We start from the raw sequence: 13,301 nt of genomic DNA, 5'->3' as shown, positions 1-13,301 counted from the left end.
TCAAAAATGCAAGAATAAAAAAATATCAATAAAGTTTTTTTGTTCTAATTTTTGCACTTTTTTGTTCAAGTTGTGCTATTTTATCTAAAAACAAAGGATCCAGTTTTATTTTTGCTAGTGATTCAGCAGATAATTTAACTGTGTTAGAATCAAGTGAAATATTGATTTTTGGAAGATTTTTCTCTATCCAAAATTTCATCACCTTATCTTCTAATTTGTAATCCCTAAAACCAGCTGGAAATCGTTTAGTAATGTGATCTAACAAAGTTCTATCTTTAAACACAGCCTTAGGCTCAAATAATCTTCCCTCATCAGCATAAACACTTTCAAAGAGATTTCCAGTAATTTCATCTGAAAGTAAATCCATTTTAGAAATTTTTCTAGTCAATTCAAGAAAATGTAAAAACTCATGTGCCAAAATTGCATGAATTGTGCCCTTTAGACCATATGCAACCAGAGGTGCAGAAATTTGAATCACTACATGAAATTTTTCATCAAAAAATACAGGGATGGTTCTAGCAAATAATATCCCAAACTCATAAGAATTAGGATTTGGAGATGAAATAACAATTGAGGGTTCTACGTAAGCAGTGGGATAACGAATTCCTGATGCTTTTTCAATTCTATTAATTCCATCTACAGTTATAGGAAATCGTTTTACAACAAGATCATAAACATCGTCTGGGATTAGTCCTTTAAGACGGGCTTCTTTTAGTCGTACTAACGGATCCAATGTATCACCTCGCGGAATTAGAATGTAAAAAGGTTGATTCTATCTAGATTTTGGCTTTCCAGATTTTGCAGTCTTTTTTCTACGTCTATCAGCTCGTTGATCGGCACGTCTTGCATGTTTACCTTTTTTTCTCATGGGCATGAATAATGTGGAAAAACAGGGATTAGTTAATTGTTATCATTTAGGCTAATTTCAAGAAAATCAAATGTTACACAAGTGCACCTATCACTCATTATTTGAGTGATTCCAGGTGCCACATCATCACCATCAACAAATCGTTTTACAGGCAACCCACCTTCAGCTTTAATAATTAGATTAAAGAGAGTTTCGGATATTTTTTTATATTTTAAAATAGAAACAAACTTTTCAGAACGTTTTCCAGATTTTTCATAAACCACTACAGGGTTTGAAAGTATATTCTTTAATTTCTTCAGATTCTCAGAAATGATTTCGTGCTCTGTAGATATTTTTAATTCTATCAGTGAGTTAAATTTGATAGGAATTTTTGGAGGATCAGATATAATTTTCAAATTATGAATAACAACTTTATCAGAAATTATTTTTTTTGGGAGTGAAATATTTCTTTTAAAGGGATTTTGAAGTTTGACAAAAAATGGACGACCTGAACCTAAAACTAAACTTGATTGATCTTCACCTCCAACCCAAGTAAATTTTGTAGTAGTACCGCCAAATTTAGTAAAAAGAAATTCTGAGATTTTACCCTCAACACTATCATACTCAGAAATGCCATGAAGGTTACAACTCTTACAACCTTTTCCATAACAGTTAGTACAAGACTTTTGTTTTTGGGGTAATCCTCGTTCAGACTTTGTATATCGTCCGTATAATACAATGGATTTTGAACGTATCTGACATGATTCATCTTTAAAATTAATTGTAAATGTGAGATCCGGATTTAAAAAATCAATAATTTTTTTTGTTTTTTTTATAAATTGTTTTCCAAGTTCTTTTGTAATATCAGTTTTGACACTATCAATTCCACGTAGTTTGTATTTTGATTTTATATAATCATCTCTATCTATGATGGATGGTTTGATTAAGGCTCCAATAACTATTGAAGAATAAGTATATTTTGAAGAAGCATCTAACATCAATTTCAAATACGTAGAAAGATTATCCAATAAATTTTTACAAATAAAACATTTTTTTGTTGATTGTTTTACATGTGCCTTTAATTTTTTTCCAAGTAATTTATTTGAAGATAAATTTAGCTGTTTAGAAAAAAGCCTACCTAGACAACTATCGCATAAACCATAATTTTTCATTAATTCATTTGAGATAGGAATAATTTCTTTAAGAGTAGTCATTTTAATTTCCAATATTTAAGAAATAAAAATTCTAACCGAATCCCATGCGACGAAGAGTACCCTGCATCTGTCTTCCTTTTGATGCTTTCATCATACTTTTTGAATTTTTATAATTTTTTAGTAATTCTTTCACTTCGTGTTCTGGCCAACCAGATCCCCTTGAAATTCTTTTAATTCTAGATGAATTCATTAGATCAGGATCTGCTTTTTCTTCCTTTGTCATACTTTGAATAATAAATCTCCATTTAGAAACTCGTCCTTCCATTTGATCTAATTGATCATCTTTAACCATACCTGAAAGTCCCGGCATATTATCAAGAAATCCTTTCAATGATCCTACTTTAGTAACTTCTTCCAATTGATAGAAAAAATCATCCATGTTCATTTTTCCACTTGAAATTCTTTTTAGTCTAACATCATCACCCTCATTTTCTAATCTTTTTGCTAAATCTAAAACTGCTTGAATATCGCCCATTCCAAGCAATCTGCCAACAAATCGTGTTGGTGAAAACTTTTCTAAATCATCAATTCTTTCACCAGTTCCAATATACATGATTTGAGCACCAGTAGCTGCAGATGCAGCTATTGCACCGCCACCTTTTGCAGAGCTATCTAATTTTGTAATAATAATTCCACCTACTGGAATTGTTTTATGAAATGCTTCTGCTTGATTAAAACACTGTTGACCGATAGTTCCGTCAATTACAAGTATTGCGAGGTCAGGTTCTGCCACCTTGTTAATTTGTTCCATTTCAGATAAAAGATCTTTTTCTTCTTTATGTCGTCCAGCTGTATCAATTAATATCACATCTAAAGGCAATGATTCAAAATACTTTAATCCATTTTTCACAATATCTGGAGAATTTTTGTTATTCGGTTCACCATATACCTCAACATTAGATTTTTCACACATGGTTCTTAATTGCACTAAGGCTCCAGGTCTGTACGTATCAGCCCCTATAACACCAACAGAATACCCCTGTTTGGTTAAAAATTTAGCAAGTTTAGCAGTTACAGTTGTTTTTCCGCTACCTTGGATTCCAAGCATAATTAACTTGTTTTGTTTATCAGATTTAAAATCAAAATCAGATTCTTTTCCTAGTAGTTTTGCAAGTTCATCATATAGAATTTTTACAATATGATCTTTTCTAGAGAGTCCGGGAGGAGGCGTTTCATTTAATGATCGTGTTTCGATTTGCTTTGTAATTTCAAGAACCAATCTAACATTAACATCTGATTGTAATAATGCTCTCTGAACATTTTTTGATAGTTCTTTGATAAGTTCTTCATCTATACCAGAAGATTTTACAATTTTCTTAATTGCATCACGAAGGTTATTCTTAAGACCATCAAGCATTATAATTTAGCCTTGCATCCACTATTTCAAACCTTCCTCTATATCCATCCCAAATTTTTTCAGATTTAATAATATCAATTGAATGTGAAAAAAGTGGACAGTCAACAACAAACGTTTCTGCTTCACCACCTTCAAAATTTAAATTAAAACCAAATTTTTTAGAGAGATCATATAAAACAGATATGTCATTTTTGGTAATTATCTTTCCAAGCCATGAATCATCTAATCCTCCAGACGAGACACTGGAAATAATGAATCGGAAATTTGAAGAGATTAATTCATTCATGTATTCAAATGGATTACTATTCCACAAGGGAGTAACAGATTCGAGATTTAGTTTATTACATAAATTTTCAAATTTTTCTTTTTGAAATTGGCTTTGTATACCACCGTGTACTATTCCTTCAATTCCATATTGAGCAATAGATTGTATCAAAACTTCTTCTAGCAAAATTATTTCATTGTTAGTCTCATCTGAGTTTGATTCGATTATTAATTGAGGAATTTGCATGGATTTGGATTGGAGTTTAGTCCATTGTAAATTAGGATGATGTAGTAAATGACTTTCAGCAGATTTAGGAAATATGCTTAATAGACAATTTACTTCATAACCTTGTTTTTTTGCCAAGAATATAGAATAAAGGCTGTCTTTTCCACCTGAAAAAAGAGATGCAAGTTTCATTTCAATATAAAAAATCAACAAACCATTGAAAAAGATATGTAGGATGCTTCATTACTCATAATCCTCATCATACATCAGACGGCTTTTCCGCTCATCATCAGCATCCGTATTAATTTTTGCGATGAAGTATTTTAGTTGTGGATATTCCAAATTATTACTTGAATTCTCAGCAAACATGTTATTGGCATTACTAATGAAGAGACAAATATATCCCATAATGGAAAATAGTCAAAAAAATAAAAAGAGATGGCCCTTAATTAAAAAGAGCCGTCAATTCTGATGATATATCTATGGATTCGACTACTGATGGAAGTGTATCACCAATTGGAGTAGTATTTACTTGACCAACTAGTATCAATGGGATTCTGATTTGTGCTTGTTCATTGATAATTGCAGATCTGTGAAATGCAAGTGCAAATGAACCAACATCATCAGCTACTGGTGCAAAATAGCCATTGAGATGAATCAATACATTGTCAAATTCGTTAGTTGTTCCTTTAAGAGAAACATGATTTCCTCTTGCATGACCTTGAAGGTCAAATGTTACATCTCGATCTCCAATTTCAGCAGTTGCGGTTCCAATTATTTTCCAACCACGTGGACCAATTTTTCCGGCTTCACCAGAAAGATCAAAGGTTGCAGGAACTGCCTGACCACCAATAACTGCCCAACCAGATACTTTACCTGTAAATTCCAATGATGGAATTACATCAATCTCAGCATGTGCAGATAATCTGTCATTTCGCAAGTTTTGCAAATCAGTTAACTGTAACTTTAGATCCTGTCTTTGTTCTTTGATTTGTTCACGAACTTGTTGTTGTTTTTCTTTGTAGATTTGTTTGTCAGTTTTTTCAGCAGTTACACTAACATCGGCATTAACATCTGTTTGTGCAAATGCTCCAGTCATAGGAGATATTGCGACTGCCATAATAATTGCCAGTGCTGAAAACAATTTTACGTATTTCATTACAACATAATTTGTTAAATTGTATTAAGTAATTTCGAAGCTTTCTTACTGATGATTTATCGGTGTCAGATTTTTTATATACACTAATTTAAAAAATAATTAAAGATAACATAACTAACTAAAAGAATAATTCCAAAAATCACCAATCCCTTTATTCCAAATTTTATTACAACAAGCACATATGAGATCCACGGAAGCAGTAACAACATAATTTCAACAGATCGAAAAAGAGAAACATTATGCTCATTTACAAGTGGCTGAAAAATATCAAAAATTATCAAACCTATTCCACTGGGAGAAAAATCAATACTTGTTTTAGTTGCAATTGCTAAAAATAATCCATTAAAGACAGATGGAAGAAATAAAGCATGATAAAAAGAAGCCATGCGATTTTAAGAACATAGTAGTATTTAGTAAATAGTTGTGTATATCTTTAAGTTGAATTAATATCAAAATCAGTTATTGTCTAAAAATGAATTTTCAGAAATTAATTTCTTGGCAGATAAAGTACATATTCATCATTGGCCACTTGATACTCAAAAATGGCCTGATGTGATCAATAGTCAGGTGGATAAGAACATCAACAAAAATAATTTAAAAAAACAGTTAGTAATCAGAGAAAAAACCATCAGGATTGACAAATATGAGTTTAAGAAAATTAAAAAAATAGGAGTAACTATACCTTTATTTAAAAAACAATGTACGCTAGTTTTTGAAGGTTATTTTAAAGATGTGTATGGTCACATACATATTACTACTAAAGAAGATAATTATTTGGAAATTTTCAATAAGATCATATCTTGGAGAGATAAATATTTTCACGATAGTATTGAATCACAAATCAACCAAATAAAATAAACATAGAAAAAACTAAAAAAATACAATGAAAATTAATTGAGAATTAACTTTTGATACGCATAATTTTAATTCGGCCCATAACATTCCAGTATTCTACATTTTGGCCATTTGCAACAGTTCCGTTAATTTCCTCATCGATTAAAGTGACGTCAATTGTTTCAAAAGTTTCCGAGTCCATAATTTGAATAGTTTCTCCAATTATTGAAATTACTTGACCTACTCTTTTGTCAATTAGCGGAATGTGAACTTGCATACTAACTGGTCCGACATGTGGTCTTTTTTGACCATCAAATACGCCCACTCCTACGATTCGGGCCTTTGCAGCACCATGTTTTCCAGGTTTAGATGTATCATATTCTACAATTCTACAAGGTTCACCATCGGGTTGATCAGATACCGGAAGTAAAATGTAAGAACCTATTTTCAATGAACCAAGATCAGCAGGCTTACTCATGATGAAGCTGATTTTAGTCGAATATTTAACATTTACACTTTTTCAAGCAATTACAAAAATTGATAAAAAATTACTAAAATGATCCATCAGTAATTTAAATAGACAGTTTTTACTTTAATTTTTCAAGAATTGAGAGACTCAACAAATTAGTCATTGTTAACCCTTTTCGATTCACATCTCGTTTAGTTTGGTCGCAGTACTTTTTTACGCTTTGATGACCTTTTTCACTAGCAACCTCAATTATTACAACATTGTTGGAATATGGAAAAGTGAATTTTTGAGGCAATTTACAATATGTGTTCATGTGACCTAATCCACCAACACAGATTTTTTCTCGTTTTAATAAAATATCTGCAACTTCTTGAAAATCATCATGAGATTCCCCATATTCTAAATAGTAAACAGTAACAAAATTTGTCTCCCCAGATACAATTCTTTGAAATAATTCGTTTTGCACATTAAAAATAAAAGATGTTTTTTCTTGATTGTGTTTGATTAAATCATCTACGATAAATTGGCTATCTTTGAATTTTCCCAAAATATAATGATTCGATGATTCAGAAAAGTAGGGTTTGCTCTCATCTGAAAATGTTCCAGTTACAAAATATAATGCCTCAATATTGCTTGAAGACATCCATATGTCTTTTAATTTAACAGATTCATGATTGTGCAAATAAGGAGCACAGACATAACCAGAGTAAGATAGTTGCTGTTCTGTCAACGAACTTCTTTTCTTAAAAGATGGTATTTATGCCTATACAAAACACATATGATCTCTAATCAGAATAGTTTGGCTTCGATAGTTTTTTAATACTAGAATACTTCGTTGTTTTTGTCCCAAGCTAGCTCAGCCTGGTAGAGCTCCCGGCTGTAGTTGTTGGCTTTAGATGGCTGACTGAATAACAGCATATCAGGCATACAGAAACCGGGTTGTCGATGGTTCAACTCCGTCGCTTGGGACCATAGTTTTTTTAAATTTTAAAAATAATAAAAAAATAGACTAATTTAAGAAAACAATGATGAACTCTTAAATTAATAAAAATATCTATTGTCTATGCTGTTTTTTTGACTTTTTGAGCAGCTGGTCCTTTTTGACCTTCGCCGACTACAAACTCGACTTTATCGCCTTCATTGATGAATCCATCAACATCTGATTTGTGAACGAATAGATCGTCACCAGATTCTCTTTCGATAAAACCAAAGCCTTTCGTGCGATTGAACCACTTTACGGTGCCTTGTTCCATTTGATTAGTTACAGAATTATTCCGTATATTAAGATAAGTTATCAAAATAGATCTGACAAAAGACAACGATATTCAAACCAAAGTTAGCATAAATACGAATAAATGAATTTAGAAGTCTTTGGCAATGTGATTGTTATCTTTTAACCATTCAACTTGTGGCAAGGTAAATCTCCAAACAATGTCACCTCGTTCAGCCTCATTGAAATCCCAAGGTGCAATTATGACAATGTCATTATCACGTATCCAAACTCTACGCTTCAGTTTACCTCGAATTCTACCTCTTCGGGTAACACCATCGGTACATTTTACCATGACGTTTTCGCCTCCAAGCATTTTAAGAACACGGCCAAACATCTCACCTTCTTCAGGCAAACGTATTTCTTTTAATGCACTTTCGTTTTTGACTTGGCGCTTACCCATAGCATACACTACAGTTATGAGCATATAACTGTGGGGATTATTTGAACAAAAATATCAGAAGTTTTTTATAAATTTGACACTTACAAGGAATTTTATTCGTATAGAATAAAAATATCCCATGGAATTTAGTTGTATTAAGGATTGTTCTCAGTGTTGTATCGAAAGAGAATATTATCCTAATAAAAAATTTGGAAAGATTGGAGTGTTAATACTACCAGAAGAAAAAGAAAGGATAGAAGATCTTGCAAAAATAAATGGATTAGAAATATCAGTTTTACCAAGAATAGGGATATCAGAAAATGGAGAATCTAGTCCAACAAAGATATTAGCATATCAATTAATGGGAATAGAATCAAATGGGAACACATGTCCGTTTTTAGATACTAAAACATCAGATAGATCACCTCATGGTGGATTTCCATGCAAAATATACAATAAACGACCTCTTGCATGTATGACTTATCCATTAATAGAATCAGAACCAATAACACTAGATCAAAAATGTAAATTTTGTAAAGAACATGGTACCGCAGATAAAAATTTGAATTCAGAAATAGAATCATTATTAAAAATCAAAACAGAAATGACAACAGACGCGCCTCTCATATGGAGATATGCTACTGGGATCGGAGAAGAATCAGATACAAGTCAAATAAAAACAGGCTGGATTCTAGAAGAATAGTTATAGAGAAATCAGACATGTTAGTGATGTTTTAAGCAAAAATTCAAAAGCATGTAAAAGATCATTCTTCTATGAGTGATGACGTGTGGTCAGATTTAGATAAAGTAGACCAAAAAATCATTGAAATTCTTAACAACAATGCAAGAACACCATCTAAAGAAATTGCATCAGAATTAAAAAAATCTGGTCACGATGTATCAGATAGAACAATTAGAAAGAGAATAGAAAGACTAGAAAAAAGTGGGATCATCAAAGGATACAAAGCTGTACTAACAGACGTATCTGGAATTAATGAATATCAAACCATCTTAATGAAATTAAAACCATCAAAATCACTAGACTCGATTAAAGATTCAATTAAAGAATTCATCACAAAATTAGATAATTATCTTCTTATTGCAAACATGGATGGAGAGTGGAATATGTTAGTGATGATACAAGTTGATTCTGGAAAGTCAAACACAGCACAGAAAATTGTTGAGAAGTTTTCTGATGAGTTAATAGATTACAGAATAAATGTAGTAGATATCAAAGATGTGAATATTTTAAACATGTCCTTATTATTATTGTAATAAAGAATATTCAGATTCAGCAATACTAATTGCATTTTTTATTTCATCAAGAGTGAATGGTTTTTGAATAAATGCAGATACCCCAGAACTAATTGTCTTATTTACTCGCTGGGTAGTTTTTTCATCAGCTGTAATTACAATAATTTGTAGATCGAGATTTTCTTTTAATAACTTTGTAGCAACCACGTCCCCTTCTAAATCAGGAAGCCCCATATCCAAAAGCACGATTGGATTTTTATTTGTAGAAAATAGTTTTTGACATCCTTTTATTCCATCTTTTCCATTTTCATAAAGTAAAATTTCACCATAACCTAATTTTTCTACATAATTTTTTAGTTTCATCGATACAGCTTTACTATCGTCAATAATTACAACAGGTCTAAAAACTTCAATGGTTGAAGAAATCATCGATTTTGCTTTTTGATATGAAATTTTTGCTTTATCGTATTCACCAAGAATTAACAGGCATTTTGCAGCACATAACAATGCACCTTGAACATTTTTTGACGTTTTATTTTGAGAGTATTCTAAAAATAAATTACAAGCTTTTTCAATTTCTTCTTTGGATTCTTTACTTTGCCTAGTTTTACATTCTGCAGCTAACATGTACAAGAAAGCAGATTTTAGATGTTCAGTTTTTTTATAGATTCAGCTTGATTTAGAAATAAATTATGAGCGGTGATGAATTGTTTATTTTTCAAATGAGTTAATGCCACTTCATAATTCACCTTGGAAGTCATAATCACGGTATAATTTTTTTATGTTATAACATTTTGTAGTATCTGATCAAGGATTAATCACTGCACGGCCGACAATCTTACGTGCTTTAAGATCCTCTAAAGCAGTGTTTGCAGCATCAAGAGAGTATCTCTTTGAAATCATTGGATTAATTGTTCCTTTTCGAGCTAAATCTAACAGTTCAACCATATCAGTATAATTTCCAGTATAAGCTCCTTGGATTATAATAGATTTTAGAGGAATTGTAACTAGAGATAACTCCATAGAGCCCCCAAACAAACCAACTAAAACAAGATTTCCTCTCTTTCTTAGAACTGCTAGCCCCATTTTTGCAGTGAGAGGAGCATTTACAAAATCAACAACACTATCAGCACCTTTTCCATTACAAGTTGAAATTATTTTTTGAGTGGTATCAGGATCTTTGGAATTGAAAACAAAATCAGCGCCCATTTTTTTTGCTATCTCTAATTTTTGATCATCTAAATCTACACAAATAATTTTAGATTTTGTAATAGAGTGTGCAATTTGTACACCCATCAAACCCAATCCACCTGCACCAATTATGACCAAAAACTCAGGTGAATTTTGATTTGATTTTTTAATTGCATTATAAGCTGTTAAACCGGAACATGCAAGTGAAGTTGCAGATTCTGGATCCACGCCATTTAGTTTTGCCAAATATTTGAAATCAGGAACAAGCGAGTATTGAGAATATCCACCATCTTGAAAAACACCAAGAGACTTTGGCGCATCACATAAATTTTCATTTTCTACTTTACAAGCAGGACATACACCACATCCGATCCAAGGATAAACTAAAACTTCATCGCCTTTTGAATAACCCTTTACATTATTACCTAATTCTTCTATAGTTCCAACAATTTCATGTCCAGGAGTTACAGGATATTTCACTCCTCTATCAGTCACTTTCATAAATTTACCATCACCTAAATCATATCCACCCTCCCAAAGGTGCAGATCACTATGACATACGCCTACGGCTTTAACTTTGACTAGAACTTGATTATCTTTAGGATGAGGGGTCTCTGTTTCAACAAGCACTAAAGGCTCATTAGGACCAGTAATCCTAGCAGATTTCATAATGATATAATTTGGTCTTAACAATATAAGAGTTGACTGGATAAAAGAAAAAAATAGAGCCCTTAGATATTATTGAATAAAAATAGACAAAGTATGTGAGCGAAGAACAGACTCCTAATGGCATTTCCCAAGCACCTGTAAATATTTTGTTTAATCCATCATCTGTTGCTAAAAAAGATGTGTGGGATATTGATCTTATTCAAATTCTTGATTTATTAATTAAAATCCTTGAAAAAAGTGGGAAAAAAGATCTTAGAGTTGCAGGAATGGCCGCATTATCATCTTCTTTGATTTATAGAATGAAGGTAGAAAGTATTTTTGCATTACAACGTGCTGCAATGGAGAAAAAACCAATCAGACAAAGAACAGATGTAGACATAGAGTTAATCGACATACCATATAGACACGAATCAACCTATCCTGTTTCATTAGATGATTTGTTAGGATTATTACAAAATTTGATTGGTACGATAGCCAATCCACAATCCAGAAGAAACAAATTGAATATAGAACCAATAGAAGCTCCAGATTTTCAAGAGTATTTTATTTCTCTTGAAAACATTATTGGAAAATACGAAGATTTGATTATTAAAAAAATTACAGATTTGAGATACGGTATGCTTCAGGACATAATAAAAGATCTTGATGGAGTTGATTCGATTAGATGCTTTTTTGCAATTCTGTTTTTGGCAAGAGATGAAAAAATAGACTTGGAGCAAATAGAAGACGACATCAAAATCATTCTGATAAAGGAGAAGTTAACAAACTGATCAAAAATGAAGAAAGGATTTCTTTAAGTAGATTTTGTAGGAAAAATAGATAATTGGTAAAAAACGATTTAAATGATGAAGCAATAGCTAGAATCGAAGCAGCGCTTTATTCTGCAGGAAGACCCTTAAAAATAGAGGATCTGATCAGAGCTTCAGGCACAGAATCACGAACAAAAACATACGAAATTCTCAACGAGTTAATGAAAAAGACAAAATCAGCATTTAAGGCATTGGAGATAGTCACACTCCCTGACGGTTCATATGTATTTCAATTAAAACCAGAATACAGTTCAACAATCAAAAGATATGCGTCAAAACCCATTCTTCCAAATGCAACCCTAAAGACATTATCATACATTGCATATATGCAACCAATTTCATCAAAGCAACTTGTTGAAACTAGAGGTTCTGGAGTATACGAACATCTTAAAGAATTAAGGCAGTTAGACTTTATCACTCATCAAAATGTAGGTAGATTAAAAATTTACAATACAACAGAAAAATTCCAAAAATATTTTGGCATACAAGGAGATGTAGAAAATCTCAAACAGAGACTGTTTTCCAAAGTGAGAAAAACAGCAAAGATGTCAGAAACAAACCCCTCTGCTGAAATAATCACAAAACTAAACTAAACAAATTATCTAAGCCTATTTTTTGCGTTTTGTATAAATTAGAGTAATTAAAAGAGCATTCGTGCGAAAATCAGTAGAAAATCTTGCAACCAGCAAAATAACTGGAGGTAGAAGAAAGCCAGCAAGAATTAGAAGAAAATACGAAATTGATAGATATCCAAATGAATCAGTCACAGGTGCACAAATAACAGTGACCAGAAGAGTAAGAGGAAATAATAAAAAAACAGCTTTGAAAACAATTGATTTTGTAAACTTAGCAACAGGAGATTCCAAAGTTAAGAAAATTAAAATTCTCAAAGTATTAGAAAATGCTACAAACAATGATTATCAAAGAAGAGGCATCATTACAAAAGGTGCAATATTAGAAACAGATGCAGGAAAATGCAGAGTTGTTTCTAAACCAGGACAAACAGGAATAGTTAACGCAGTTTTAATAAAGTGATAAAATGAAAGATTACGAACATGTCGTAATCTGGCTAGATTATTTTAACAAGACATTACCAAGAGCTAAAGGAAGGAAATTAGAAAAAGAGAAATGTGTTTTTGATCCTTCACTAAAAGAATTAACAGAAGCTGCACAAGCAGCAGGATTTGAAATCACAGAGACTGATGAAAAAGTAAGATTTCCAAGAAGACCATATGTCAGGTCAGGTTACATAATTTTACCAAAAGGAACTACTAAGACAAATATTCTTAACAAGATTTCAGAAAAATTAGTTTCAAAAAGAGCCAAGCAAACAAAATAAAATCAAATCTAGCTCTT

The 13,301-nt window shown here is 31.7% G+C and carries 19 protein-coding genes and 1 tRNA gene; 8 read left to right on the top strand and 12 right to left on the bottom strand.

From position 1 onward, the window contains the following. Positions 1-25 precede the first annotated feature (25 nt). The 6 genes from DSQ20_RS03020 to DSQ20_RS02995 all read right to left on the bottom strand — a co-directional run bounded on the left by DSQ20_RS03020 (position 26) and on the right by DSQ20_RS02995 (position 5,453). Entirely contained in the window at positions 26-733 is a 708-nt protein-coding gene (locus DSQ20_RS03020) for a hypothetical protein (protein WP_179365979.1), read from the bottom strand. A 167-nt stretch (positions 734-900) separates the two neighbouring features. Then, positions 901-2,061, bottom strand: a complete 1,161-nt coding sequence (locus DSQ20_RS03015; RefSeq protein WP_179365978.1) for a tRNA pseudouridine(54/55) synthase Pus10 — start codon at positions 2,059-2,061, stop codon at positions 901-903. A 31-nt stretch (positions 2,062-2,092) separates the two neighbouring features. Further along, complete coding sequence (locus DSQ20_RS03010; protein WP_179365977.1) at positions 2,093-3,418, bottom strand: signal recognition particle receptor subunit alpha; 1,326 nt, start codon at positions 3,416-3,418, stop codon at positions 2,093-2,095. Continuing rightward, the gene (locus DSQ20_RS03005) at positions 3,411-4,100 is read right to left on the bottom strand and encodes a diphthine--ammonia ligase (RefSeq protein WP_179365976.1); all 690 of its coding nucleotides are present in this window, start codon (positions 4,098-4,100) and stop codon (positions 3,411-3,413) included. Before DSQ20_RS03005 ends, DSQ20_RS03010 begins: the two co-directional genes overlap by 8 nt. Positions 4,101-4,353: 253 nt before the next feature. Beyond that, positions 4,354-5,067: a hypothetical protein gene (locus DSQ20_RS03000; RefSeq protein WP_179365975.1), complete on the bottom strand. Its 714-nt coding sequence runs from the start codon at positions 5,065-5,067 to the stop codon at positions 4,354-4,356. 83 nt (positions 5,068-5,150) lie between these two features. Further along, on the bottom strand, positions 5,151-5,453 hold the full coding sequence (locus tag DSQ20_RS02995; protein WP_179365974.1) for a hypothetical protein: 303 nt from the start codon (positions 5,451-5,453) through the stop codon (positions 5,151-5,153). Positions 5,454-5,529: 76 nt separating this feature from the next. Here DSQ20_RS02995 and DSQ20_RS02990 point away from each other — a divergent pair, with 76 nt between their 5' ends. Then, positions 5,530-5,925 carry a hypothetical protein gene (locus DSQ20_RS02990; RefSeq protein WP_179365973.1) on the top strand — a complete coding sequence of 132 codons (396 nt, stop codon included), beginning with the start codon at positions 5,530-5,532 and terminating at the stop codon, positions 5,923-5,925. 43 nt (positions 5,926-5,968) lie between these two features. Here DSQ20_RS02990 and DSQ20_RS02985 read toward each other — a convergent pair whose 3' ends face one another. After that, positions 5,969-6,379 carry a translation initiation factor IF-5A gene (locus tag DSQ20_RS02985; protein WP_007549986.1) on the bottom strand — a complete coding sequence of 137 codons (411 nt, stop codon included), beginning with the start codon at positions 6,377-6,379 and terminating at the stop codon, positions 5,969-5,971. A gap of 109 nt (positions 6,380-6,488) precedes the next feature. Then, positions 6,489-7,100 carry a hypothetical protein gene (locus DSQ20_RS02980; RefSeq protein ID WP_048109523.1) on the bottom strand — a complete coding sequence of 204 codons (612 nt, stop codon included), beginning with the start codon at positions 7,098-7,100 and terminating at the stop codon, positions 6,489-6,491. Between the two features lie 115 nt (positions 7,101-7,215). Between DSQ20_RS02980 and DSQ20_RS02975 the strand changes: the two genes are divergently transcribed. Further along, positions 7,216-7,342 (top strand) — tRNA-Tyr (locus DSQ20_RS02975). 89 nt (positions 7,343-7,431) lie between these two features. On the opposite strand, the gene DSQ20_RS02970 is transcribed toward DSQ20_RS02975, so the two are convergent. Next, complete coding sequence (locus tag DSQ20_RS02970) at positions 7,432-7,623, bottom strand: cold-shock protein (protein ID WP_007549969.1); 192 nt, start codon at positions 7,621-7,623, stop codon at positions 7,432-7,434. A 108-nt stretch (positions 7,624-7,731) separates the two neighbouring features. Then, positions 7,732-8,043 carry a translation initiation factor eIF-1A gene (gene eif1A / locus DSQ20_RS02965; protein ID WP_048110302.1) on the bottom strand — a complete coding sequence of 104 codons (312 nt, stop codon included), beginning with the start codon at positions 8,041-8,043 and terminating at the stop codon, positions 7,732-7,734. 118 nt (positions 8,044-8,161) lie between these two features. On the opposite strand from eif1A, the gene DSQ20_RS02960 reads away from it, so the two are divergent. Continuing rightward, a complete protein-coding gene (locus tag DSQ20_RS02960) occupies positions 8,162-8,725 on the top strand; it encodes a YkgJ family cysteine cluster protein (protein WP_179365972.1) in 564 nt (187 codons plus the stop codon). A gap of 71 nt (positions 8,726-8,796) precedes the next feature. After that, positions 8,797-9,297 carry an Lrp/AsnC family transcriptional regulator gene (locus DSQ20_RS02955; protein ID WP_179365971.1) on the top strand — a complete coding sequence of 167 codons (501 nt, stop codon included), beginning with the start codon at positions 8,797-8,799 and terminating at the stop codon, positions 9,295-9,297. On the opposite strand, the gene DSQ20_RS02950 is transcribed toward DSQ20_RS02955, so the two are convergent. Beyond that, a complete protein-coding gene (locus tag DSQ20_RS02950; protein ID WP_255458312.1) occupies positions 9,289-9,903 on the bottom strand; it encodes a response regulator in 615 nt (204 codons plus the stop codon). The two genes, DSQ20_RS02955 and DSQ20_RS02950, sit on opposite strands and share 9 nt — an antisense overlap. Positions 9,904-10,083: 180 nt before the next feature. Then, a complete protein-coding gene (locus DSQ20_RS02945) occupies positions 10,084-11,136 on the bottom strand; it encodes an alcohol dehydrogenase (RefSeq protein WP_179365970.1) in 1,053 nt (350 codons plus the stop codon). 95 nt (positions 11,137-11,231) lie between these two features. Here DSQ20_RS02945 and DSQ20_RS02940 point away from each other — a divergent pair, with 95 nt between their 5' ends. From DSQ20_RS02940 to DSQ20_RS02925, 4 genes are all read left to right on the top strand, one after another. Then, positions 11,232-11,906 (top strand): chromosome segregation protein ScpA, encoded by a 675-nt coding sequence (locus DSQ20_RS02940; protein WP_179365969.1) that lies wholly within the window; start codon positions 11,232-11,234, stop codon positions 11,904-11,906. A 53-nt stretch (positions 11,907-11,959) separates the two neighbouring features. Next, positions 11,960-12,538, top strand: a complete 579-nt coding sequence (gene scpB, locus DSQ20_RS02935) for an SMC-Scp complex subunit ScpB (protein ID WP_007549962.1) — start codon at positions 11,960-11,962, stop codon at positions 12,536-12,538. A gap of 61 nt (positions 12,539-12,599) precedes the next feature. After that, the gene (locus DSQ20_RS02930) at positions 12,600-12,980 is read left to right on the top strand and encodes a 30S ribosomal protein S8e (RefSeq protein WP_007549960.1); all 381 of its coding nucleotides are present in this window, start codon (positions 12,600-12,602) and stop codon (positions 12,978-12,980) included. 4 nt (positions 12,981-12,984) lie between these two features. Then, positions 12,985-13,284 carry a signal recognition particle subunit SRP19/SEC65 family protein gene (locus DSQ20_RS02925; RefSeq protein ID WP_007549957.1) on the top strand — a complete coding sequence of 100 codons (300 nt, stop codon included), beginning with the start codon at positions 12,985-12,987 and terminating at the stop codon, positions 13,282-13,284. The last annotated feature ends 17 nt before the right edge of the window (positions 13,285-13,301 follow it).

This window comes from Nitrosarchaeum sp. AC2 (assembly GCF_013407385.1).
Classification (GTDB): Archaea; Thermoproteota; Nitrososphaeria; order Nitrososphaerales; family Nitrosopumilaceae; genus Nitrosarchaeum; species Nitrosarchaeum koreense.
This window is presented reverse-complemented; position numbering and strand designations above follow the sequence as displayed.